This window comes from Rhizobium sp. PvP014 (assembly GCF_017876855.1).
GTDB classification, from domain to species: Bacteria; Pseudomonadota; Alphaproteobacteria; order Rhizobiales; family Rhizobiaceae; genus Neorhizobium; species Neorhizobium soli.
On sequence record NZ_JAGIOT010000002.1, the window covers coordinates 1,809,827 to 1,833,485 of the forward strand.

Annotated in this window: 26 protein-coding genes and 1 riboswitch; of the genes, 18 read left to right on the top strand and 8 right to left on the bottom strand. The window is 62.2% G+C overall.

Annotation, left to right across the window (positions count from 1 at the left end; genetic code table 11):
* Positions 1–5: 5 nt before the first annotated feature.
* Positions 6–770 carry an IclR family transcriptional regulator gene (locus J3A65_RS13375; RefSeq protein ID WP_209901637.1) on the bottom strand — a complete coding sequence of 255 codons (765 nt, stop codon included), beginning with the start codon at positions 768–770 and terminating at the stop codon, positions 6–8.
* 129 nt (positions 771–899) lie between these two features.
* Between J3A65_RS13375 and J3A65_RS13380 the strand changes: the two genes are divergently transcribed.
* The 8 genes from J3A65_RS13380 to J3A65_RS13415 are packed head-to-tail and all read left to right on the top strand — an operon-like array spanning position 900 to position 8,772.
* Complete coding sequence (locus tag J3A65_RS13380; protein ID WP_209901639.1) at positions 900–1,700, top strand: creatininase family protein; 801 nt, start codon at positions 900–902, stop codon at positions 1,698–1,700.
* Positions 1,697–2,992 (top strand): amidohydrolase family protein, encoded by a 1,296-nt coding sequence (locus tag J3A65_RS13385; protein ID WP_209901642.1) that lies wholly within the window; start codon positions 1,697–1,699, stop codon positions 2,990–2,992. Before J3A65_RS13380 ends, J3A65_RS13385 begins: the two co-directional genes overlap by 4 nt.
* A complete protein-coding gene (locus J3A65_RS13390; protein WP_348635217.1) occupies positions 2,989–4,380 on the top strand; it encodes an FAD-binding oxidoreductase in 1,392 nt (463 codons plus the stop codon). The genes J3A65_RS13385 and J3A65_RS13390 overlap by 4 nt, the downstream gene beginning before the upstream one ends.
* Before the next feature lie 16 nt (positions 4,381–4,396).
* A complete protein-coding gene (locus J3A65_RS13395) occupies positions 4,397–4,978 on the top strand; it encodes an NAD(P)H-dependent oxidoreductase (protein ID WP_113109852.1) in 582 nt (193 codons plus the stop codon).
* Between the two features lie 21 nt (positions 4,979–4,999).
* Positions 5,000–5,800, top strand: coding sequence for an ABC transporter ATP-binding protein (locus J3A65_RS13400; protein WP_200933890.1), 801 nt, complete (start codon positions 5,000–5,002; stop codon positions 5,798–5,800).
* A gap of 5 nt (positions 5,801–5,805) precedes the next feature.
* Positions 5,806–6,690, top strand: a complete 885-nt coding sequence (locus tag J3A65_RS13405) for an ABC transporter permease subunit (RefSeq protein WP_209901644.1) — start codon at positions 5,806–5,808, stop codon at positions 6,688–6,690.
* Positions 6,691–6,736: 46 nt separating this feature from the next.
* Entirely contained in the window at positions 6,737–7,909 is a 1,173-nt protein-coding gene (locus J3A65_RS13410; protein WP_209901646.1) for a hypothetical protein, read from the top strand.
* A 2-nt stretch (positions 7,910–7,911) separates the two neighbouring features.
* Positions 7,912–8,772, top strand: coding sequence for a tetrahydrofolate dehydrogenase/cyclohydrolase catalytic domain-containing protein (locus tag J3A65_RS13415; protein WP_209901648.1), 861 nt, complete (start codon positions 7,912–7,914; stop codon positions 8,770–8,772).
* 6 nt (positions 8,773–8,778) lie between these two features.
* Here J3A65_RS13415 and J3A65_RS13420 read toward each other — a convergent pair whose 3' ends face one another.
* The 3 genes from J3A65_RS13420 to J3A65_RS13430 form a co-directional block, all read right to left on the bottom strand.
* Positions 8,779–9,564, bottom strand: a complete 786-nt coding sequence (locus tag J3A65_RS13420) for an ABC transporter ATP-binding protein (protein WP_209901650.1) — start codon at positions 9,562–9,564, stop codon at positions 8,779–8,781.
* The gene (locus J3A65_RS13425; protein ID WP_209901652.1) at positions 9,561–10,592 is read right to left on the bottom strand and encodes an iron ABC transporter permease; all 1,032 of its coding nucleotides are present in this window, start codon (positions 10,590–10,592) and stop codon (positions 9,561–9,563) included. Before J3A65_RS13425 ends, J3A65_RS13420 begins: the two co-directional genes overlap by 4 nt.
* 81 nt (positions 10,593–10,673) lie before the next feature.
* Positions 10,674–11,681 (bottom strand): ABC transporter substrate-binding protein, encoded by a 1,008-nt coding sequence (locus J3A65_RS13430; protein ID WP_209903515.1) that lies wholly within the window; start codon positions 11,679–11,681, stop codon positions 10,674–10,676.
* A gap of 124 nt (positions 11,682–11,805) precedes the next feature.
* Positions 11,806–12,001: riboswitch (cobalamin riboswitch) on the bottom strand.
* A 293-nt stretch (positions 12,002–12,294) separates the two neighbouring features.
* Here J3A65_RS13430 and ftsZ point away from each other — a divergent pair.
* Positions 12,295–13,290, top strand: a complete 996-nt coding sequence (gene ftsZ, locus J3A65_RS13435; protein ID WP_062455086.1) for a cell division protein FtsZ — start codon at positions 12,295–12,297, stop codon at positions 13,288–13,290.
* Between the two features lie 75 nt (positions 13,291–13,365).
* Here ftsZ and J3A65_RS13440 read toward each other — a convergent pair whose 3' ends face one another.
* Complete coding sequence (locus J3A65_RS13440) at positions 13,366–15,927, bottom strand: FAD-dependent oxidoreductase (protein WP_209901654.1); 2,562 nt, start codon at positions 15,925–15,927, stop codon at positions 13,366–13,368.
* A 174-nt stretch (positions 15,928–16,101) separates the two neighbouring features.
* Between J3A65_RS13440 and J3A65_RS13445 the strand changes: the two genes are divergently transcribed.
* Positions 16,102–16,506 carry a hypothetical protein gene (locus J3A65_RS13445; protein WP_174196285.1) on the top strand — a complete coding sequence of 135 codons (405 nt, stop codon included), beginning with the start codon at positions 16,102–16,104 and terminating at the stop codon, positions 16,504–16,506.
* A gap of 62 nt (positions 16,507–16,568) precedes the next feature.
* Positions 16,569–17,045: a DUF3597 domain-containing protein gene (locus J3A65_RS13450; RefSeq protein WP_113109845.1), complete on the top strand. Its 477-nt coding sequence runs from the start codon at positions 16,569–16,571 to the stop codon at positions 17,043–17,045.
* A gap of 124 nt (positions 17,046–17,169) precedes the next feature.
* Here the strand turns inward: J3A65_RS13450 and J3A65_RS13455 are convergent, their stop codons facing one another.
* Positions 17,170–17,547 (bottom strand): hypothetical protein, encoded by a 378-nt coding sequence (locus J3A65_RS13455; protein ID WP_139283779.1) that lies wholly within the window; start codon positions 17,545–17,547, stop codon positions 17,170–17,172.
* A 54-nt stretch (positions 17,548–17,601) separates the two neighbouring features.
* Here J3A65_RS13455 and J3A65_RS13460 point away from each other — a divergent pair, with 54 nt between their 5' ends.
* Positions 17,602–19,014, top strand: a complete 1,413-nt coding sequence (locus J3A65_RS13460; RefSeq protein ID WP_209901656.1) for an FAD/NAD(P)-binding protein — start codon at positions 17,602–17,604, stop codon at positions 19,012–19,014.
* Between the two features lie 51 nt (positions 19,015–19,065).
* Here J3A65_RS13460 and J3A65_RS13465 read toward each other — a convergent pair whose 3' ends face one another.
* Positions 19,066–19,374, bottom strand: coding sequence for a hypothetical protein (locus J3A65_RS13465; protein WP_062455075.1), 309 nt, complete (start codon positions 19,372–19,374; stop codon positions 19,066–19,068).
* A gap of 158 nt (positions 19,375–19,532) precedes the next feature.
* Here J3A65_RS13465 and dinB point away from each other — a divergent pair, with 158 nt between their 5' ends.
* From dinB to J3A65_RS13490, 5 genes are all read left to right on the top strand, one after another.
* Complete coding sequence (dinB, locus tag J3A65_RS13470) at positions 19,533–20,627, top strand: DNA polymerase IV (protein WP_209901659.1); 1,095 nt, start codon at positions 19,533–19,535, stop codon at positions 20,625–20,627.
* A 51-nt stretch (positions 20,628–20,678) separates the two neighbouring features.
* Positions 20,679–21,428: a DNA polymerase III subunit epsilon gene (locus J3A65_RS13475; protein WP_209901661.1), complete on the top strand. Its 750-nt coding sequence runs from the start codon at positions 20,679–20,681 to the stop codon at positions 21,426–21,428.
* A 28-nt stretch (positions 21,429–21,456) separates the two neighbouring features.
* A complete protein-coding gene (locus J3A65_RS13480; RefSeq protein ID WP_092660009.1) occupies positions 21,457–21,774 on the top strand; it encodes a hypothetical protein in 318 nt (105 codons plus the stop codon).
* A gap of 72 nt (positions 21,775–21,846) precedes the next feature.
* Positions 21,847–22,428, top strand: coding sequence for a 2'-5' RNA ligase family protein (locus tag J3A65_RS13485; protein ID WP_209901663.1), 582 nt, complete (start codon positions 21,847–21,849; stop codon positions 22,426–22,428).
* Positions 22,429–22,434: 6 nt separating this feature from the next.
* The gene (locus J3A65_RS13490; RefSeq protein WP_209901666.1) at positions 22,435–22,677 is read left to right on the top strand and encodes a hypothetical protein; all 243 of its coding nucleotides are present in this window, start codon (positions 22,435–22,437) and stop codon (positions 22,675–22,677) included.
* Positions 22,678–22,740: 63 nt separating this feature from the next.
* Here J3A65_RS13490 and J3A65_RS13495 read toward each other — a convergent pair whose 3' ends face one another.
* Entirely contained in the window at positions 22,741–23,223 is a 483-nt protein-coding gene (locus J3A65_RS13495) for a pyridoxamine 5'-phosphate oxidase family protein (protein WP_209901668.1), read from the bottom strand.
* A gap of 217 nt (positions 23,224–23,440) precedes the next feature.
* On the opposite strand from J3A65_RS13495, the gene J3A65_RS13500 reads away from it, so the two are divergent.
* On the top strand, positions 23,441–23,659 hold the full coding sequence (locus tag J3A65_RS13500; RefSeq protein ID WP_209901670.1) for a hypothetical protein: 219 nt from the start codon (positions 23,441–23,443) through the stop codon (positions 23,657–23,659).

Genomic DNA, 23,659 nt, shown 5'->3' on the forward strand with positions numbered 1-23,659 from the left:
CTTCCCTAGAGTGTGGAGGCTATCTGCCCGGCGCAGACCTTCAGCCGTGCCGCCATTTCGGAAAGCGATGCATCGTCATACTGTCCATGCTCGAAGATGATCGACACGGCACCGACGACCTCGCCGATGCCGGGGTGAAACACGGGAGCCGCGAGCGATGCGACACCGCTCACATATTCGCTGTCGGTCAGCGCATAGCCGCGCTCGCGGATCTGTTTCAAAGCCTCCTCCAAGCGGTCCCGGTGGGTCTCGGTCTGGTCGGTATGGGCCGAGAAGGCGGCACTGTCGAGGATCGCATCGAGCCGCACCGTATCGAGGAATGCGAGGATCGCACGCCCCGAAGCTGTCGGCAGCAACGGCACCCGCGTGCCTGTCGTGACCCGGTTGAGCGTGAATTTCGACGGTAGGAACGCATGGGCGACATAAACGGCATCCGTCTCGTCGAGCATCGCATAGGACACGGACTCGCCGACCTCCTGCGCCGCATTGCGCAGCACCGGCTGGATGATCTGCGGAATGCCCCGGCCCTCGATAAAACCCTGGCTCAGCCGCAGCACATGGGGGGTCAGCTCATAGCGGCCGCGATCGCAGGCGAGATAGCCAAGCTGCTCCAGCGTCCGCACCAGCCGCCGTGCAACGGCGCGGTTGAGCTGGACCTTGTCGGCAATCTCGCTGATCGTGATGGCGCGATCCTTCGCATCGAAAGCAAGCAGGACCGCAAGCCCCTTGGCGAAGGTCAGCGAGACTTCCTTGTCGTTTTCATCCAGCACCGGCGCTCCTTCCAGACCCGAGGTTGAACTCGTGTGCCTATCTTTTCCGCACCGCAACATTTTTCACCTTGACGAACCGGCGACATAAGTTACGATTTAGCGAACAATTGCTCGATAAGCGAACAAACCATGCCGTTTCAGTTTTGGCAAGACCTCAAGACCACCGATTTCGCAGCCATCGACAAAGGTCGCGCTGTCGCGGTCCTGCCTGTCGGCGCGACGGAGCAACACGGCCCGCACCTGCCGCTGGCCACTGACAGCATCCTTGCCGAACGCATGGCGATCGAGGCAGCGCGGCTCGTCGAGGATGCAGCCGTCTACATCCTTCCGACCATCGCTTACGCCAAATCCGACGAGCACCTGTCCTTTCCCGGCACGCTGACACTCGATGCCACGACGCTTCTGGCAACCCTCACCCAGATCGGTCACGGCGTTGCCCGCGCCGGCTTTCGCAAGCTGGTGTTTCTGAATGCCCATGGCGGCAACGTTCCGGTTCTGCAGATCGCGGCGCGAAGCCTGCGGCTGGAAACGGAGCTGTTCGTGGTATCGGCAGGATGGATCTCGATGGGCTTTCCGCCGGGCCTCGTCTCGCCGCTCGAACAGCGCGACGGCATCCATGGCGGACTGGTCGAAACCGCGGCCATGCTGCATTTCCGGCCCGATCTGGTCGACCTGAACGAAGCCCGCAGTTTCGTGCCGGCCTCGGCAGCCGTCGCCGACAACAACGACGTCCTTCGCCTGCTCGGCCCGATCAGCGCCGGCTGGGTCGCGGAGGATCTGCACCCGGCAGGCGTCGCCGGCGATGCGGCATCCGCAACGCCTGCGATCGGCGCCGCCATCGTTGCCCATGCAGCAACCCGTTACGCCAAGTTATTGGACGAGGTCGCCGCCCATCCGGGCATGCCTGCCATCGGGACACCGCCGCTATGAACGCCGTTACCCCCCCATTCGGCGACGCGCCGCTCACCGTCCGCAATATGCGTGCACCGGCAGCGCTGGTCGATGGCCTTCCCCACCACGCAGCAGACAGCCGCAGCGGCCTCGTCACCTTCGACGTCACGATCCGCGACGGTCGTTTTCATGCGCCAAGCTCAAGCGAGCGCGAGTGGGATGCGCAGGGACGCCTCGCTTTGCCCGGCTTCATCGACATGCACATCCATCTCGACAAGGCTTTCACGTCCGAGCGAACCGGGTTTTCCGACAACGGCCTTGCCGGAGCTGTCGAACTGGCGATGGCCGATGCGCCCAACCGGACCGTCGAGGATATCGTGCAGCGTATGGACCGCGCACTCACTAGGGCCGAACAGCATGGCACGGTCGCGCTGCGCACCCATCTCGATACGTTTGAGGAACCGGATGCCAGCCCCGCCTGGATCGCCTTTGGCGAAATCCAGTCCGCCTGGAAGCACCGTCTGACCCTGCAGGCGGTCGCCCTGATGGCTCTGTTTCGGGTGGAGCAGGACGGTTTCGATCGACGCTGCGCGCAAATCGCGAAGCGCGACGGCACGCTCGGCGCCTTTATCGGACCGGGCAGCGCCACGCCTGAGCGGATCGACAGGCTGTTTCTGGCAGCCGCAAGACACGGGCTCGACCTCGATCTTCACGTGGACGAAACGACGGACGCATCCGCTGACGGCCTTTCGCTCGTCGTCGAAACGGCCCTGCGGCACAAGTTTGCCGGACGCATCGTCGCCGGACATTGCTGCGCGCTTGCTCAAAAGAACGAGATCGAAGCGCAAGCCCTGATCGCCGGCATTGCCGAAGCCGGCATCCATGTCGTGGCGCTGCCGCTCACCAACGGCTTCCTGCAGGACCGCAAACCCGGCCGCACGCCGCGTCTGCGCGGCCTTGCCCCGGTCACCGAACTGCGCGCCGCCGGCGTCAACGTCGCCTTCGCGTCGGACAATGTGCAGGACGCATTCTACCCCTACGGCGATTTCGACATGCTGGATGTGATGCGCCAGGCGCAGTTCCTCGGCCAGCTCGAAGGCGATCCCGCAGGCTGGGCCACCGCCTGCCATTCTGGACCGGCGGCCGCCGTGGGTCTCGAGAACGCCGGCATGATCCGCGCCGGCGGACCGGCGGATGCCATCATTTTCGAAGCGACCGGCTGGACCGACCTCTTCTCCCGCACGAACACCGCCCGCACTGTTTTGCGCAACGGCAAACCCTTGGGCATCAAGACTGCCGAAGCGGCAGGTATCGAACGGAGGCGCCCGTGAGTGCAGAGCTGGAAGCCTGCCGGGCAGCCCTCGCCCGGTTCGACATCGACGACAATCCGCGCACGGTGCAGCAGAAAAGCCGGGATTTCTACTGGTACAGCCCGGTCCTGAAAGATCTTCTGCAAGACGTCTGCGGCGATCTGGTGGTTGCTCCCAGCAGCGAAGCCGAGGTGATCGAGATCCTTTCGATCTGCCACCGCTGTGACGTGCCCGTGACCGTCAGAGGGGCCGGAACCGGCAATTACGGCCAGTCCATGCCGCTGCAGGGCGGCGTCGTTCTGCATATGAAACACATGAACGTGGTCGTTCGCATCGGTGACGATCATCTCGTTGCCCAAGCCGGCGCCGTCATGGCGGATCTCGAACTGGCGGCACGCGAAAAGGGTCTGGAAATCCGCCTGTTTCCCTCCACCACGGCAACCGCGACGCTCGGCGGTTTCATCGCCGGCGGATCGAGCGGTGTGGGCGCCATCCGCTGGGGCGGCCTGCGCAACCCCGCCAACATCCGCCGTCTGCGTCTCGTGACGATGGAGGCAGAGCCTCGCGTGCTCGACCTTGTCGGCGACGACATTGCCAAGGCGGCACACGCCTACGGCGTCAACGGCGTCATCACCGAAATCGAGATCCCGGTCGATCCGGCCGGAGACTGGGTCGACGTGCTGATCGGCGCCCCCAACTTTGCAGCAGCGACCCGGCTCGCCTTTCGTCTCGGTGAAGATGACGCGATCACGCTCCGCATGCTCTCGACCTTCGAAAGCGCCATTCCCGATCGCTATTTCACCCGGCATGCGGCTTTCCTGAAATCCGGCGAGGCGCTGATCGCGGTCATGGTCGCAAGGCAGGATCTCGATACGCTGGTGACCGCAGTCGACGACACCGCCGGCGCCGCCATCCGCTTCCGCGCCGACCGCGATGGTGCCGGCATGCGCCTGCCTCCGGCCTATGAGCTGGCCTGGAACCACACGACGCTTCGGGCAATCAAGATCGATCCGTCGATCACCTACCTGCAGATGATGCTGCCGCAGGACGATCTCTACGGCGCGATCGACCGCATCGCTGAAACCTTCGGCGATGAGCTGATCCTGCATTTCGAATTCACACGGTTTTCCGGCAAGGTCGCCGCCGTCGCCATGCCGCTGCTGCGCTATGAAGGCACTGAGCGGCTCGAAGAGGTGGTCGAGATCCTCGAAACACGGCTGGGCGTCACGGTGTTCAACCCGCATCGGGTGACACTCGAGGAAGGCGGCATGAAACGCACCGATCCGGCCCAGCTCGAATTCAAGCGCCAGACGGATCCCAAGGGCCTGCTCAACCCCGGCAAGATGATCGCCTGGACGCATCCTGACTGGGTCCCCGCTCCCGGCCGCATCTTCCTTTTCAACCGATAACGAGAATTATCGACCGATGAAGGTACATGTCATTTACGCCCACCCGCTGAAGGAAAGCCTCGCCTCGCGCCTGCACGATACGGTCGTTGCGAGCCTCCTTGAGGCCGGGCATACGGTGGACGACCTGGATCTTTACGCGGAAGGGTTCGATCCGGTTCTGTCGGCGGAGGATCGGCGCGACTATCATGACCTTTCCATCAATCGCAGCCGCGTCGCGCCCTATGTCGACCGGCTGATGTCCTGCGATGCACTGGTTCTTTGCCATCCAGTGTGGAATTTCGGCTGGCCGGCGATCCTCAAGGGCTATTTCGACCGGGTGTTTCTGCCCGACGTGTCGTTCAAGCTGCAGGACGGACAGCTTTCGCCGGGCCTTACCAATATCCGCAAGCTCGCGACCGTCACCACCTACGGCTCGAAACGCTGGCGTGCGATGGTTCTCGGCGATCCGCCACGCCGCAACGCCACCCGCTTCCTGCGCGTCGTCTGCAATCCGCGGGTGAAGGTGAAATATCACGCGCTCTACGATATCAACAACGTCACCAATGAGCGCACGGAGGCCTTCATCGAGCAGGTCCGCATGTCCATGCTGCGGTTTTGAGATGAGAAAAGGGGATTTGTCATGACGGGATCGCCGACAGTCAACGCCGCCGATATTGGTGCACGTCCCCACCCGCCCCTGCCCGGCGGCAATGCCGTGGTGTTCGAAAAGGTCTCGATGACGTTCCCGGATGGAACGGAAGCGCTCTCCGATGTCGACCTTGCCATCGGACATGGCGAGTTCGTGTCGATCGTCGGCCCGTCCGGCTGCGGAAAATCGACGCTGCTGCGGATCGCGAGCGGCCTGTCGAGCCACAGTTCCGGCGATGTCTGGGTCGATCGGCAGCAGCTCGGCTATACGTTCCAGGATGCGACCCTGCTGCCATGGCGGCGAGTGCAGGGTAATGTCGAACTGCTGATGGAGCTGCGCGGTTACCCGGCCGCGAAGCGCCGCGAAATCGCCAAGGAAAAGATCGAGCTCGTCGGCCTTTCCGGCTTCGAGGCCCATTTTCCGCGAAGGCTTTCCGGCGGCATGCGGATGCGCGCCTCGCTGGCGCGGTCCTTGGCGCTCAATCCCAATGTCTTCATGTTCGACGAACCGTTCGGCGCGCTCGACGAGATCACCCGCGAACGGCTGAACGACGAGGTGATCGACCTTCATTGCCGCGAAGGTTTCACCGGCATCTTCGTCACCCACTCCATTCCCGAGGCCGTCTACATGTCGAGCAAGGTCGTGGTGATGTCGCGCCGGCCCGGCCGCATCATCGATACGCTCGACATCGGCTTTCCCTTCCCGCGCCAGCCGGACCTGCGTTACGAGCCGGAATTCTCGAAACTGTGCGGAGCGGTATCGCGTGCCCTTCGCCATGCCATAGAGGCCTGAGCGCCATGTCGGATCCTATTGTCGCCGCTTACAAATCGACGCCGCTGAAGGCGCAGGTCGAGCGCTACAGCCCCGTCCCGCTTGCACCGGCACCAAGCGTCGGCCGCCGCCTCGTCTTAAGCTTCGCACCGCCTCTCATCCTCGGCATCCTGATCGTCGCAGCCTACGCCCTGATCCGGGCCGACCTTCCAGCGCATCGCCAGTTCCTGATGCCGAGTGCGGAGGGCCTGTGGAGCCAGGCATTCGGCATTGCAGCCTTCCGCTCTGAGCTGCTGATGCGGGCGCTGACCACGATCTCCATCGCCATCACGGGACTTGCGGTGTCGATTCCCGTCGGCATCATGCTCGGCATCGTCATGTTCCGCGTCTATGCGCTGGAAAAAGCCGTCTTCCCCTATCTCGTGGCGCTGCAGTCGATCCCGATCATGGCGATCATTCCGCTGATCCAGAGCGCCCTCGGCTTCGGCTTTATGCCCAAGGTGCTGATCGTCGCGCTGTTCACCTTCTTCGCCATTCCAACGACGCTGCTGCTCGGCCTCAAAAGCGTCGACCGCAACATTCTCGAATTGTTCAAGCTGCAGAATGCCTCTTGGTGGGTGATGCTGCGCAAGGCCGCGCTGCCGTCTGCCGCGCCGACGCTGTTTGCGGGCTTGAGGATTTCCGGAAGTCTCGCCGTCATCGCCGCGATCGTTTCGGAACTGTTCTTCCTGTCCGGCAAGGGAGGCCTTGGCCAGTTGCTGATGAATGCCAAGATCGATTTCAAATACGAGCAGATGTATGCCGCACTGATCGTCGCCTCCGCCCTGTCGATCACCGTCTACCTGTCCTTCAACTGGCTCGGGAACCGGCTGTTTGCGCATTGGCACGAATCGAGCGACAGGCAACGCTGACACCGCTGTTGAACTGACCTAGAAAAAAGCAATCAGGGGAACAAACATGACAAAAAAACTGACTGCCACACTGACCACCGCCATGGCGATCGCTACGTTCGCAACTGCCTTGTCTACAGCAAATGGTGCGGCCGCCGGCGAGTTCGCCAAGACCCGCTACACGACACCGCTCGCCGATGTCTGCCCCAGCCCGTTCATCATCCAGAAGGATTGGCTGGCCCAGGCCGAGCAAGGCCCCCTCTACCAGCTGATCGGCTCGGGTGGGGAGATGACGTCGGGCCAATATACCGGCCCGCTTGGCTCGACCGGCATCGAGCTGACCATTCTTGAAGGTGGCGGCGGGCTTGGCATGGGCGATGGCGAGACCGCCTATTCGGCGCTCTACATGGGCAATTCCAAGGCCGGCGTCACACCGCATCTCGGCTATCAGGAACTGGACAACGCCTTCATCTTCTCTAAGCGCTTCCCCGTCGTCGGCGTCATGGCACCGCTCGACATCGCCCCGACGGTTCTCCTGTGGGACAAGGCTACCTATCCTGACGGCTTCAAGTCGATCGCCGATCTCAAGACCTTCTCGGAAAGCGGCAAGGGCAAGATCTACGTCTCGACCACTAAGCGCACCTTCGGTCTCTATCTCGTCGAGCAGGGCATTCCCGCAGACGTGTTCGTCGAGGGCTATCGCGGTGACGGCGAGAATTTCGTCACCAACAACGGCACATGGCTGAACCAGGGTTTTGTCACCAGCGAGGTCTACAAGTTCGAGCACGGCAACAACTGGGGCAAGCCGATCGGCTACCTCAACATGAACGACCTCGGCTATCGCAACTACACCGGCATGCTCTCCGTCGCGACCACGAGAATGGAAGAGCTGGCGCCGTGCCTGGCAAAGCTCGTGCCGCTTCTGCAGCAGGCAACTGCCCACTATGCCAAGGATCCGGCCGAGGCAAACAAGGTGATCGTCGACTTCAACACTGCCGGCCATGCGGCCAGCTGGTGGAAGACGGCGCCGGAGCTGATGGCCTATGCCGCAAAGACGATGGTCGACACCGGCATTATCGGCAACGGCCCCAACGCGACGATCGGCGATTTCGACATGGACCGCGTCGCCGAGATGCTCAAACTGGTCAAGCCGCGTTTCGACGAGCGCGCCGACCCGGATGTGAAGCCGGATCAAGTGGTCACCAACCGCTTCATCGATCCGTCGATCGGGCTGAAATGAGCGTGACCCTGCCGAGAACGACCGCAACACTGCTGGATGGCGAAGCCCTCGCCGCCCGGCTGAGGCGCGAGATGGCAGCAGAGGTTGCCGGTCTCCGCGCCCGGGGCATTGCGCCGAAGATGGTGACGGTGCTGGTGGGAGATGATCCAGCCAGCGCCACCTATATCGGCCGCAAGCATGCAGACTGCGTCGAGGTCGGTATCGAGGCCATCGACCTGCGCCTGCCCTCGGATACGACCACCGAAGCCCTGCTAGACCAGATTGCCGCCGTCAATGCCGACCCCGCCATCCATGGCCAGATGGTGCAACTGCCGCTGCCGCCTGACATCGACGAGACACGGGTGATGACCGCCGTCTCGCCGGCCAAGGATATCGACGGCCTGCATCCGCGAAACCTCGGCCTCCTTCTGGCGGGAAAGCCGGGGCTCCTGCCCTGTACCCCGGCCGCCATCCTCGCGCTTTTGCAGGACAATGCCGTTCCGCTCGCCGGCCGGCGGGTCGCCATCATCGGCCGCGGCCAGCTCGTCGGTCGCCCGCTTGCCATGCTTCTTTCGGCCAAGGGAATCGATGCGACGGTGACGCTTCTACATAGCGCCTCTCGGGATATCGCCGAGGACATCAGGCGCGCCGACATCGTCATCGCCGCGCTTGGCCAGCCCGGTTTCGTCACCGCAGACATGGTCAAGCCCGGTGCCGCCGTCGTCGGCGTCGGCATCAGCTACGGCACAGATGGATCGATGGTCTCGGACGTCGCAGCCGATGTCGCCGAGGTCGCAGGCTGGGTAACCCCGCCGCAGGGTTCGGTCGGCGCGCTCACCCGTGCGATGTTGTTGCGCAACCTGCTGCAGATCGCCGCCGACTAGACTGGTTCACATCAGGAACTGGATATGCAGCCGGCCGTGATGCGGCGATGTCGAGACATGGGCTTCAACGCCGAATACGTCGGCGATCATCTTCTCGGTCAGAATATCGGTGGGCGAACCGCAGGCGACCAGGCGTCCTTCGGAAAGAACGGCGATCACGTCGCAGAACCGGGCGGCGAGGTTGAGATCATGGATCGCGACGACCGTCGTCAGCGGCAGCTCCGAGACACGCCGCAGGATGTCGATCTGGTGCTGGATGTCGAGATGGTTGGTCGGTTCGTCGAGGATCAGCACCGACGGCGACTGTGCGAGCGCCCGGGCCAACTGCACGCGCTGACGCTCGCCCCCCGACAGCGTATGCCAGAACTGCTCGCGGCGATCATCCAGCCCGACGCGGACCAGAGCCTCGGTCACGATCCGGTCGTCCTCTTGCGTCCAGGGCGACAGCGCCGACCGGTATGGCGTGCGTCCAAGCCGGACCACGTCGATGACGGTGACATTTGCTTCGGTTGCCGAATGCTGTTCGACAACGGAAACGCGCCGGGCGAGCTCGCGTCGTGCGAAACCGCTCATCGGCTTTCCGTCGAGCGTGACCTTGCCGGCGGCGGGCGCCCTCAGACCCGCCAGCAGTCGGATCAGTGACGACTTGCCGGAACCATTAGGCCCGATCAGCCCGAGCGTCCGGCCCTCATCGACCGAAACCGTGACGCCATCGAGGATGACCTTGCGTCCGGCAAGCCAGCTCACGGCAGTTGCGGCCAGGACCGGGGCGGATACGGGATCGGATGTCATGCGACCCTCCGTGCCCGATAGAGAATGACGCAAAAGAAGGGAACACCGACCAGCGCCGTCACCACCCCGATCGGCAGGATCTGCGGTGCGATGACGATGCGCGAGACGATATCGGCGAGCACCATGAACAACGCACCGATCAGCGCACAGGCAGGCAGAAGCCGGATATGGCCGGGACCGACGATAAACCGGGCCGCATGCGGAATGACGAGCCCGACAAAGCCGATCGCACCGACCATGCTGACGATCGTCGCTGTCATCAGCGCCGTGACGAGCAGCAGCACCACGCGGACCCGTCGGACCGCGATGCCGAGCGACCGCGCCGCATCCTCGCCGAAGGTAAACGCGTCGAGCGCCCGCGCATGCCAGATGCAGACGATGAGCCCGACGGTCACCACCGATGCGGCGAGCGTCACCTCCGGCCAGCGGACGCCGGCAAGGCTGCCGAGCAGCCAGAACATCACGCTGCGCGCCTGTTCGGCATTGGCAGACGTCGAGACGATGTAGGAGGTCAGCGCATTAAACAATTGCGAGGCGGCAACGCCGGCCAGAATGGTCCGGTCCGCCGTCTGGCGTCCGCTCGACAGCATCACCACGAAGACAAAGGCGATCAGCGCGCCGACAAAGGCTCCGGCGGAAAGCGAGATCGCGCCCGCGCCAAACCCGAGCAGCATGACGCTGACCGCACCGGTCGATGCTCCAGCCGAAATGCCGAGAACATAGGGTTCGGCCAGCGAGTTCCGCAGCAGCGACTGCAGGATCGCCCCCGACAGCGCCAGTCCGGCGCCGCAAAACGCCGCGACAAGTGAGCGCGACAGGCGATAATCCCAGATCACCGCTTCCTGGATGCGCGGCAAGGCCACGGCCGTAAAGCCGAGCCGGTTCGTCACCGCCGCAATCGTCGTCTCCATGGGAATGGTCATCTCACCGATCGCCACCCCGGCAACGATGGCGACGAGAAGCGCTGAGAGCACCAGGAACACGCCTGCGGCACCCAGCGCCCAGCGTCCGATACGGGATCGCGTCACTTGGGGCGCCTGGGCAGGTCGGGCAAATTCGGCTCATCGACGATGGCGGAAACAGGGAAAGATATCATCTCCCGCCGCACCCTAATTCGCAAGGCCGAAGGACTGGATGCCCCGGGCGAGCGTCTCGATGCCCTCGATCGTGCGGATCGTCGGGTTCATCGACTGGGCGTCCATCATCACGAAACGCTTCTTTCTCACCGCATCCAGCTGGCTGACGACGGGATCAGTCTCGAGAAACTTGATCTTCACGGCAGGATCATCCGCGGCATAGCGGCGACGGTCCATGGTGGCGACGACGATGACGGAGGGGTTGGCCTCAGCAATCGTTTCCCAGCCGATCAGCGGCCATTCTTCTTCCGTCGTCACCACATTGCGGGCGCCGATCGTCTCAAGGATATAAGCCGGTGCGCTGTTCTTGCCCGCGATAAAGGCGTCGCCCTTGGTCTCTTTGCTGGAATACCAGAAGACGATCGGCAGGTTCTTTAGCTCAACGCCCTTGATCGATGCGACGGCTGCGGCTTCGCGCTGTTTCAGGTCTGCGATCAGAGCGGTGCCCTTGTCCTCGACATCGAAGATCTTCGAGAGCTCTGAAATCTCGCGGTAGATCAGGTCCATCTTGAACAGTTCGTTGCGAACGCCGTCACCGCCATCGACATTGGTCTTGGCGACGCAATCGGCGGGCGAGACATAGGTGTTGATGCCGAGATCGGAAAACTGCTCGCGCTTGCCGACCGATCCCATCGGCCCGACATGCCACTCGAACTCGGCAGCGACCAGATCCGGTTCGAGACTGACGACCGATTCAAAGCTCGGGTCGTTGTCGGCAAGCCGTTTGATCTTCGAATCCACCTCGGCATAGGGCGCAAGCACCGGCCCGACCCAGACGGCAGTGCCCGCCACCTTCTCGGCCAACCCGAGCGAATAAAGCACTTCGGTCATGCCCTGCCCGATCGAGACGATCTTCTCGGGCGCCTTGTCGAACGTGACGGGGCGGCCGCAATTCTCGATCGTCAGCGGGTAGCTGGTCGGTGCGGCAAAGGCGAATGTGGGAAGTGCCGCAACTAAGGCGGCGATAAGCCCTGACTTCATGTCCTGTCCTTTGGTGATCGGAAAAAAGGGCAGGACGAGGCCGCAGAACGGCTCGACGTCGACATGGCGCACGAGCGCATTGCTTGCGTCATAATCATCTCCCTGCCGGAACCCCTCGTCCGGTGTTGGTTGTCCATGCCACGGCAGGTCTCCTGACTTGCGGCTCGAACGCCTTCCATCGCCTTCCCGATCGGATGATCAGTGGTATCGATGGCTGGCTCGCCGCTTACAGTTGCGAGGGCAGTCGCGGACTTGGCCCGAAAGCCTCACCGCATTCCCTTTTTATCTGCGATTGCAGAACCGTAGCGCCCCAACTGATAGGGAACACGCCGGTGCTTGTCCAGAGCGATCCCCGCGCGATCTCTGCCGTTGCTGAGTGTAATAGTATAACATACCAATTTACGCAACGGTCTATTTTGGATTGGTCGCGACCTTTGTGAGGCGTTCAATTCAGGGATGCTGTACATTAAATCGCGATCACATCGCCCTCACCCTACTCCTGCCTCTTTGGCCTGACAGCGCTCTGGTCTATGACCTTGCGGACAGATAGCCTGCGGGGCGATTCGCCGTCCTTCTGGTATGGGACGACCGGAAGGAGCTGAAGGAGACGAAGATGACGGATATTAAGAGCGGCTTGACCGAATTGAAACCGCAGATAACCGTGATCGGTGTCGGAGGCGGTGGCGGTAACGCGATCAACAACATGATCACGGAAAATCTCCACGGCGTGGAATTCATCGCCGCCAATACGGATGCCCAGGTTCTGGCGACATCCAAGGCGTCGCGCCGCATCCAGCTGGGTGCTCAGGTGACCGAAGGTCTCGGTGCTGGCTCGCTGCCGGATATCGGCCGCGCGGCCGCCGAAGAATCGATCGACGAAATCATGGATCATCTCGCCGGATCGCATATGTGCTTCGTCACGGCCGGCATGGGCGGCGGAACCGGAACCGGCGCTGCGCCAGCGATTGCACGCGCGGCACGCTCTGCCGGCATCCTGACGGTCGCGGTTGTCACAAAACCCTTCTCGTTCGAAGGACACCGCCGCATGAAGACGGCCAACGAGGGTATCGAAGCCCTGCGTGAAGCCGCCGATACGGTCATCGTCATTCCGAACCAGAACCTGTTTCGCATTGCCGACGCCAAGACCAGCTTTGCCGACGCGTTCATGATCGCGGACCGCGTGCTGTTTTCGGGCGTCAGCTGCATCACCGACCTGATTGTCAAGGAAGGCCTGATCAACCTCGACTTCGCCGACGTGAAATCGGTGATGAAGGGCATGGGTCGTGCGATGATGGGAACCGGCGAAGCATCCGGCGATGGCCGCGCGCTGATCGCCGCCGAAGCTGCAATCGCCAATCCGCTGCTCGACGACATCTCGATGAAGGGCGCCAAGGGCGTGCTCATCTCGATCTCAGGCGGTACCGACATGACACTGTTCGAAGTCGATGAAGCTGCGAGCCGCATCCGTGACGAAGTCGAAGCCGAGGCCGACATCGTCGTCGGCGCGATCTTCGACAAGAACCTCGACGGCAAGTTCCGCGTGTCGGTCGTCGCAACCGGCCTCAACGGCAACCAGCAGGGGTCTTCATCCCCGACTGCACAGTACTAAGACCAGTCTCAGCCAATAAAAAAACGCTCCGTGGACATCCGCGGAGCGTTTTTTGTTTGTCGGACCCGAAGCCGGTCAGCTTCTCGGCTTGAGGTTCTCAGGATCGTAGAGCGGCTTGTAACCAACCGCTGCGACTTCCACCGGGAACGCCTCGTTGAAATAATCCACCGTCAGTTTCCGGCCGACCTGGCAATGCGACCAAGGCAGATAGGCGAGCGCGATATTCTTGCCGATGGTCGGGCCGTAGGCGATCGAGGTCGTATAGGAACGCCGTCCGAGTTCATCGATCAGAACCTCGCCCGTGTCCGGATCCATCACCGGCAGCGAGCCGACCGGATAGCGGGCGACACCGGACGCATCGACATTGTCGGTCATCAAGAGCGTGCAGAGCATCGCCGGCTGATGGTCGCGGGCCTTGTATTCGAGATGCTTCGCCTTGCCGCAAAAATCGGCTTCCTTGACCTTTGGACGGGCAAGATCCGCTTCGATCAGGTTGTACTGGGTCAGGAGATCGCCGTTCTGCAGGCGCAGGCTCTTTTCCATGCGGCGTGAGTTGGCATAGGTCTCGACGCCGAAGGCCATCACGCCGGTGGCGCGCAGCGCGTCCCAGACGGCAACGCCGTCTTCGTATTTCATATGCAGTTCCCAGCCCTGCTCGCCCACATAGGAGATGCGGAATGCCGTGACATGCTTGCCGGCGATCTCGATAGGCTTGATCGCGGCGAAGGCGAAGTTCTCGACATTAAGACCATCGGGGTCGGCCACGACCTTCTTCAGCGTCTCGCGCGCGTTCGGGCCCCAGATGCCGATGGTGATGAACTGTTCCGAGACATCGGTGATGGTGACGTCGAGGCCACGATCCTGCGCGACACGCTTCATGTAGAGCAGGTCCCGCGGGCCGGCATCGGCGCCGTTGACGAGACGGCCGCGGTCAGCCAGACGGAAGACGGTGAAATCGGCCCGCACCATGCCCTCGTCGTCGAGGAAGTGGGTGTAGATACCCTTGCCGATATTGCCGTCGCCACCGATCTTGGCCGCACACAGCCATTCGAGCAGCTCGACATGGTCGGGCCCCTCGATATCGACCATGTGGAAATGCGACAGGTTGACGATGCCGCAATCCTCGCTCATCGCCAGATGCTCGGCATTCGACACGCGCCAGAAGTGGCGGCTGTCCCACTCGTTTTCGCGCTTCGGCACCCGGTCGCCGTATTTCTCCAGCAGATGCTCGTTGGCCGCGTAGCCGTGGGCACGCTCCCAGCCGCCGAGTTCCATGAAGTAACCGCCGAGTTCCTGTTCGCGGTCGTGGAACGGCGAACGCTTGGCGCCGCGGCCCGTCGCATAGGGTTCGCGCGGATGAACGGCCGGGAAATAGATCTTCTGGGCCGCCTCAAAGGTGCGCCCCTCGATGAACTCTTCCGTCAGCTGATGCGGATAGAAGCGCGCGTAATCAATCGAGTTGTGGTCGATCTCGGTGCGGCCGTCGGTCATCCAGTCGGCGATCAGCTTGCCATAGGCCGGGCCGTCCTTGACCCAGATGGCAACGCAGTACCACAGCCCGCGCACCTTCTGGCTTTCGCCGCAGGAGGCACCGCCGCCGGCCGACACCTGCAAGAGGCCGTTGAACGAATGCCCTTCGTTATAGCCGAGTTCGCCGAGGATCGGCGTCAGCTCGATCGCCTTTTCCAGCGGCTCGATGATCTGTTCCATGTCGAGATCGCGCTGCGACGGCGACAGCCGCGCTTCGTGCTTTTCAAGAATGTCGCGGGGATGACAGAGGCGCGGATGGGTGGTCTCGTAGTAACCCCACTCGATCTGACCACCCTCGGTCGTCTTCGGATCGCCGGTGTCGCGCATATAGGCCGAATTGCCCTGGTCGCGCAAAAGCGGATAGCCGATTTCCTTGCCGGTGCCTTCGAACTCGTTATAGGGCCCGAAAAAGGTCAGCGGATGATCGACCGGCATGACCGGCAGATCCTCGCCCGCCATTTCGGCAATCAGCCGGCCCCAGATGCCGGCGCAGACGACGACATGGTCGGCCATGATCGTGCCGCGGTGGGTGACGACGCCCTTGATGCGGCCGCCCTCGATAATCAGAGACTGCGCCGCCGTATTGCCGAATACCTTGAGCTTTCCGGCTTTTTCGGCGGCGTCCACCAGCTTGCCGGCGACTGTCTGCGAGCGCGGAATGACGAGACCGGCATCTGGATCAAACAGACCGCCCTGCACCTGATCTTCCTCGATCAGCGGGAACATCGCCTTGATCTCGGACGGCGAGACGTAATGCGCCCGGGTGCCGAAGGCCTTGGCAGAGGTCAGCTTGCGCTTGATCTCTTCCATCCAGGCATCGTCGCCGGTGCGCGCGACTTCGAGACCGCCGATGCGGGCGTAGTGCCCCATCTTCTCGTAGAAATCCACCGAGTACTGGGTGGTCCAGACCGACAGGTAGTCATGGCTGGTCGTGTAGCAGAAGTCCGAGGCATGCGCGGTCGACCCGATATCGGTCGGGACCCCAGACTTGTCGATGCCGACGATATCGTCCCAGCCGCGCTCGACAAGGTGATGCGCGATCGACGCACCGACGATGCCACCGAGCCCGATGATGACGACCTTAGCCTTTTGCGGAAATTCTGCCATTGCATGCCCCAACCGAGTGAAGCCGCGATACTAGAGGGACAGACGCGACAGGTCACCTCAGATTACGACATCAAAAACTGTTGCAGCGCCACGCACGCCCGAAGAGGTATATGAGGAACTTCTTGGCCCCTTTTCCTGTTTAGCACTCGATAAAATGGTAACAGGGGCAATCACATGAAATTCAGAGCATTGAAGGCGGTGACCGCTGTCGGTCTTGCCTGCCTGATGCTGGCGGGCTGCGTCAGCGAAGGCGGCACCTACACCGAGTACCGTTCGTCCGATCGCTACGACCGGTTCAACCGTTACGACGGTCCGAACTACCGTTACCGTCATCACCGCGACCGCGATCGCCACCACGGCCGTCACGACGGCCGCCGGCCCGACCGTGACAACGATCGCCCGCATCGGGACTGGAACCGTGGCGACCGCCCGGAGCGCCCCGGCTACATCCGCAACGACCGCGACGGCCGCAATGATCGGGGTGGTCGCGATGGCCGTGACCGTTCCAGCGGTCGTGGCGGACCGGACCGTTCAGACCGCGGCTCACGCGGCGATCGCGTCGTTGTCCCGCAGAACTAAAGTGATCCGTCATCGACGTGATCTCGTACCATGTATGGCATAAACCAACGGAGGAACTATCCATGAGCATATTCAGCAAGATCAAGGACGCCATCTTCGGCCATCCTGCCGCGGCTGCACCGGCTTCGCCAACAGGCGCCGAGCCGACACCGACGTCCATGGCAACGCCAGAACCTGCTGCGACCACAGCCCCGCCGGTCGGCGGAACAGCCCAGGCTGCGCCGAAGACTGCAGGCGCACCGCCAGTCGCAACTCCAGGCTCGACCTCTGCCACGATGCAGACCGTCGATATCGCACCGGTCCTCGACGCAGCCGTCAAGAAGAGCGGCCAGAAGCTCGACTGGAAGCATTCGATCGTCGACCTGATGAAGGCGCTCGGCATGGACGCGAGCCTTTCGGAGCGCAAGGAACTGGCCGAAGAACTCGGCTACACCGGCGACCAGAGCGATTCCGCCACGATGAACATGTGGCTGCACAAGGCGCTGCTGAAGAAGCTGTCCGAAAACGGCGGCAAGGTGCCTGCCGAACTTCTCGATTAATGGTTTCGGGCGCTCCACTGCAGGCGCCCGAACTTCTATCTGATGAAAACTGCTTGCGATTCCCGTCATCCGGACGGTTGAGACATGACGAAGGCCCGGCTGAGACCGGCTTCCGCGTCATGTCTCAGTAGGCGAGAGACGTACTCCAGAGAAAAATGTCCTGCTGGTCGGTATCCGTCAGTCGATCGGCATCAGTCTCCTCGACCTTCTGCGTCTCGAGCCGTGGCAATGCCGCGGCTTCTTCTTTTCGGTCACCGGCCAACTGCCTTGTCGATCCGAACAGATCGATCCCAAATATCGAAAAGCCGCCACCAATCATCACGCTCTCCATTCCTTCCCGATCTTTGATGTGTAATGTCGCGTCAGAGGGAGTCGTGAACAATATTGCCTGCGAGAACACTGGACTAAATTTAGCCGCGCCAAGGGATAAACGTGCTCCGTTTCCGATGCCTAGGAAAAAGCCCGTTTTTGCAAGCGCAGCGCCTATCGATTTTTGATTCAACGACGTACCGTGCGAGTTTAAAAGAGCGGCCGCGTCTAACCGAAGTGACTGACAGTGACAGCATCGACGACGTCTGAACGGCCTAAACCAACACGATCTTCAATCGCCATTATCGGCGGCGGCGTGACCGGAGCAGCGGTCGCTTTCCATCTCGCGACGGGCCACAAGGCGGACGCCGTCGACATCACCATTTTCGAGCCGCGTGCCGAAATCGGCAGGGGCCTCGCGTACGATACGCGGGACCCGGTGCACCGGATCAACGTCCCGGCAACGCGAATGAGCATACTTCCTGGCGATCCCGAGCATTTTTCGAGATGGATGGAAACGACCGGCTCCGTTGCGGACGATGAGGCGGCATTTCGCGCCGATGGCAACGTGTTTCCGCGCCGGGGCATCTTCGGAAACTATGTCCTGTCCAACCTTCAACCTCTTTTGGCATCAGGAGCCGTCCGCCATATCTGCGCCGCGGTGACCGGCGTCGAAAAGCGGCACGACCAATGGCATGTCACCGATACCACCGGGCAGACGCTGGTTGCGGATATCCTGGTGATCGCTGCCACCCACCCTGCTCCGGTTGCCCCACGCTCCTTGAGACGACTGGCCGAGCATCCGCGCTATGTCGCGGACCCGACAGCGCCGAACGCATTGGCGCCGATCCGGGCCGACGATCGGGTCCTCGTCGTCGGCAACGGGCTGACCTCCGCAGATGTCATCGCTTCGTTGAAGCGTTGCGGGCACAGCGGCAGCATTACCGCCCTCTCGCGCCGTGGCCTGCGCTCGCGCGGACACGCCACCTTTGCGCAGGAACCGTTCGGCGACTTTCTCGACCATCCCGCCACAAGCGCATCCGAGATCCTGCACCGCGTGCGGGCCGCAATCCGGGAAGCGCAGGCGGAGGGTCAGACCTGGCATGCGGTTCTCGACCAATTGCGCTCGCAAGGCGGCGGCATCTGGAAGCATCTGCCGCTCGAGGCACGCCGCCGGATCGTGCGACACCTGCGTCCCTATTGGGACGTCCACCGCTTCCGGATTGCGCCGCAGGTGGAAGACGTGCTCGACGCGGAGGCGGCAGCCGGCAGGCTCGACATCCTCGCCGCAGGCATCGTCGACGTCAGCACCGACGGAGACATCATCGATGTCACCATCAAGCGGCGCGGGAAGAATGGTGTCGAAGTCCACCAGTTCGATGCCGTCGCGGTCACGACCGGCCCCGCCCACGGCAACGTGCTGCAGAGCCAGCAATGGCTGCGGCAACTCCGCGATCAAGGCTTTCTGCACCTCGATCCGACGGGGCTTGGTCTTTCCTGCAACGAGCAGTCCAACGCGATAGACGCGGATGGCAAGTCCGAACCAAAGCTTTTCATCGCCGGACCGCTGGCACGCGGACATTTTGGCGAGTTGATGGGCTTTCCGCAGGTTGCGGAACATGCGCTGCTCGTCGCCGATTCGATTGCAGCAAACCTCTGAGCTCACCGCCATATGGAGCCGGCTGAGAGCCGGCCCCTCGGTTCACTGAAGTCAGCGGCCGGTCACGCGTATCGCGCCTGCTTCGCCAAAACTCTTCTGCACCGCCGCCATCTTGCTCTCAGTGATATCGGCGGAAACCTCGATCTCGCCCTCCAGCGGGCCATCGGTGCGCTCTCCGCCATCATGCGACGCATCGCCACCCGACGGAGCGGATCCGACCGTGTTGTCGGCACCGACGGACTGGATGAAGATATCCGGACGCGAGATACCGTGCTGCTGCACCAGATGTTCGACCGCAAGGTCTGCGGCCGCACGGGTGTCGAAAGTCGCTCGAATGGTTGTCGTGCTGTCGTCAGCCATGAAACTGTCTCCTGTTGCTAAATCACCAGAAGCAAACGCCTTCAAAGCCCGCTTGTTTCCCTCATGCGCAGGAAGCTGGGCAGAGAGCTTGGATATTTGTCGGAAGACTGCTATGTTCTCTTTTTGTTTCCATACGATCCAGCAAACCGCACGCCCGCATGAATGTCACGGCCTCCATATCCACCCGCAAGATCATCCATGTCGACATGGATGCGTTCTATGCGTCCGTCGAGCAGCGCGACAATCCTGACCTGCGCGGCAAGCCGCTGGCGGTCGGCGGATCTGCGGCGCGCGGTGTGGTGGCGGCCGCAAGCTACGAGGCGCGCGCCTTCGGCGTTCACTCAGCCATGCCCTCCGTCACGGCCAAGCGCAAATGTCCGGACCTGATCTTCGTGCCGCCGCGATTCGAGGTCTACAAATCGGTATCCCAGCAGATCCGGGAGATCTTTGCGGAATATACGCCGCTGATCGAACCGCTGTCGCTTGATGAGGCCTATCTCGACGTCACCGAGAACCTGAAGGGCATGGAGATCGCCACCGAGATTGCGCTGGAGATCCGGGCCAAGATCAAGCAGGTGACGGGCCTCAACGCATCGGCCGGCATCTCCTACAACAAGTTCCTCGCCAAGATGGCAAGCGACCTCAACAAGCCGAACGGCCAGGCCGTGATCACGCCAAAGAACGGCCCGGGCTTCGTGGAATCGCTTCCGGTCAAGAAATTCCACGGCGTCGGGCCCGCGACTGCCGAGCGGATGAAGAAATACGGCATCGAGACCGGCGCTGACCTCAAGTCGAAGTCGCTGCAGTTTCTCGCCGAGAGCTTCGGCAAATCCGGACCCTATTTCTACGGCATCGCCCGCGGCATCGACGAGCGCCAGGTGCGTCCCGACCGGATCCGCAAATCCGTCGGCGCCGAGGATACATTTGTTGAGGATATCGACGCCCTCGACCTTGCGACCGCCGAACTGAAGCCCCTTGCCGAAAAGGTCTGGCGCCACTGCGAAGCGCATCGCATTTCGGGCAAGACCGTCACCGTGAAGATCAAATATTCCGACTTCACCCAGGCGACACGCAGCCGCACGGCGTCCCTCCCCTATGCAAGCGTCGCGGAAGTGCTGGCGGCGGCATCCGGGCTCCTGGCTACCGTCTACCCTTTCCGGCGTTCGGTAAGGCTGCTGGGCGTATCCCTCTCTTCGTTGGTCGGCGCCGGGCCGGATGACGTGGAACAACCGCAGCTCGGTCTCGATTTATAATCGACAAGCACACAAAGAGCGCGGCCAATAAGCGTCGACAAGGACTTCGACATGAGCAATCCCACCATCCGCGTCATCGACCTCGAGACCGGCGGCAACGGACCGAACGACGTCTGCGAGATCGGCTGGCAGGATGTGACCCTAGGGGCAGACGGAAGATGGCAGGTCAACGAGGACCGCGGTGCGCTTCTGGTCAATCCCGGCCGTCCGATGTCGCCCGATACGATCGCGATCCATCATATCCTCGACAGCCATGTCGCCGACGCGCCGTTCTGGAAGGATATCGCACCGACTGTCCTGCGTCCCCCGCACCGGATCGAAGCGCTTGCCGCCCATCGCGCCGCCTTCGAACAGCGATACTGTACACCGCGGCTAACGGGCGGCCTGCCCTGGATCTGCACCTGGAAATGCAGCCTGCGGGTCTGGCCCGAACTGCCGCGGTTCTCCAACCAGATGCTGCGCTACCTGCGCATGCCCGAAGGTCTGGTCCACGAGATCGGCCTGCCGGCGCATCGCGCCATGCCTGATGCCTATGTCACGGCGCACCACCTGCGCGACCTCCTCAACGAGGCATCACTCGAAGACCTCCTGGCCTGGAGCAGCGAGCCGGGTCTGCTGCCGCGCGTGCCATCAGGCCCGGATCGCGGCAAAACCTGGGACCGGATCAGCGACGATGCGCTTCGGGACCTCGCCGAAGACCGGGATATCGATATCCGCTTCAGCGCCCGCACCGAACTGACGCGCCGCGGTGAACAACCACAGCCGCCCGTCGTTGACCCGCCGCAGGGAACGCTCCTGTAATCGGTATGGCGAAAACCGGGGTTGGACGATGAGCGAGACGTATCCGGATACACCCGACGGCAAGTATTTCGTCGTCCGCGGCAGGCTCTGGCGTCGAAGCAACCCGGCACTGGACGCCGAGACGCGTCAGGAGCTGGTCTCGGACCTGATGTCGGCACGCCGGGCCGTCCGCGATGCGAAAGGCAAACCCGACGCGATGGCCGAAGCGCGCCGGCGGGTCGACGATGCCAAGGTTCAGCTTGGCGAACGCGGCCCGGTCTGGTGGGATGACGGCGAGCCGGATCTCAACCGGCATATGGCCAAGAACACGCCCTATGCGGATTGGTTCGCGCAACTGAAAGATTGATCTCGCAGGCCCGCATCCCAGATGACGGCTTCGAAGACCTGTTCCAAATCTGGCCCGGAAGGTTCATTGCCCGTGAAGACGCTTCAGCCGCTGATCCTGACAGCCCGTATCGCGGAAAGCGACAAGGCGCCGTTCGATCTCTTGCGGAAAACCCATTTCCCGCCGGACCGGAATTTCCTCGGTGCGCATCTGACGATGTTCCATCGGCTACCGGGCGAATATACGGACCGGATCGTCGAGCACCTCAAACGGGTCGCCGAGGCTGGGTCATCGATCAAAGCCGAGGTCAGCGGCGTCCGCCATCTCGGTGCGGGCGTCGCCTTCACGATCGACAGTGCCGCGCTTCAGGATGTGCGAGCCCGGTTGAAGGAGGTCTTCCTACCATGGCTCGGTCCGCAGGATATGCAGAAATGGCAGCCGCATATCACGATCCAGAACAAGGTATCGAAGGACCGGGCCGACCGGCTGTATCAGGAGCTTCGTGCGGAGTTTCAGCCATACACCATCGAGATTACAGGTGTTGATCTGTGGAAATACCTCGATGGACCCTGGCAGCATGAAACCTCCGCGATATTTGCGGAAGATCGAGACGCCGTTGTTTCCGGTCGCGATCAAAGAGAGCGTGCCCGCGTCCAAAGCCATATCAAGGAATGAAAACTGATGCCCGGAGCGTTCAAATCTATCTTCGTCCTCGCCTTCGATCTCGATGAGAGAGGGCAGACCGTTCCGGCGTTTGCGGTAAGGGAAGCACAAGACGAGACGACTGCGATCGATGAGGCCCGCAAACTCGGCGATCGACATGCCGGCGTGGTAGTCTGGAAGCGCGAGGCATCGCCAGCTATTGGTGAGGAAGGCGAACCGGTGATTATCTTTCAAACCGGAACGATCGGCGATTTCAACTGAGACGCCGGCCCGTCTATGCGGGCCGCAGAAGAATGGCGGACGGTTGCCCGTCCGCCACGAAGCTTACATCTGAACCTTGGCATTGTCGCCCATGTCGGGCTTCGAATTGGAAACGGCGGCGGCCGCCATCTTGATGTAGCTGATGACGGTGCCGGGGCTATCCCAGTATTCAGCTGCTGACGGCGTGATCTTCAGGACGCGGATCGATGGATCTTCCGGGCTGTCCCACCAGGCCTTTGCAGGTGTCGCCCAGAGATCGCGGATCTTCTCGCGATCGTTCTGCACTTCTGCCGTTGCTGAAATGGACACGTATTTCTGGCCCTTGGAATCCGCAAACGCCAGGCAGACGTTCGGGTAGCGCGCGATTTCCTCGTCCTTGTGGCTTGCCACATCCGTCAGGAAGTAGAACGCATTTTCAAGACGCTCCGCATAGGCCGCCATCGGCCGTGCCCGCAGATCCGTACCCGACTGGGTCGTGAGCATGCAAAACCCGATCTTCTCCGCAAGGTCCCAGACCTTCTCGTGTTCGTCTTCGATGTGAGCCATGCGATTTCTCCTTTTGATGACGCGGGTCAACTGGCGAGCTTGGCTTCTGTTCCAGCCCGAAAGACATCTCGCTGCAGAAACGTGAAGTGGCAGGAACAGGATGACCGGGGCGCCGTTAATCTAACTCAAGGTCCGATCTTACGAGCGCTTGCGACAGCGCTTGAGCGGGGTCGAGGCGACTTGGCAGACGATTGACGCAACGGGAAGGAACCGGTTCATGACCGATCAGGAAACCTCGACCAAGAAACTCGCGATGAAATATCTCGAACTCGGCGGCACGCGCCGTGCAAAGCTCGACGACAACATCGCCGACGTCAGAAAATGGGACGACGAACCGGCCGAGGCAGACGAGTTCTGGAAGACGCAGATCGAGCCGCTGGAAGACACCCGCCTGCGCGAAGTCGAAACCCATCTTCCGACCATCAACTCCGACTGA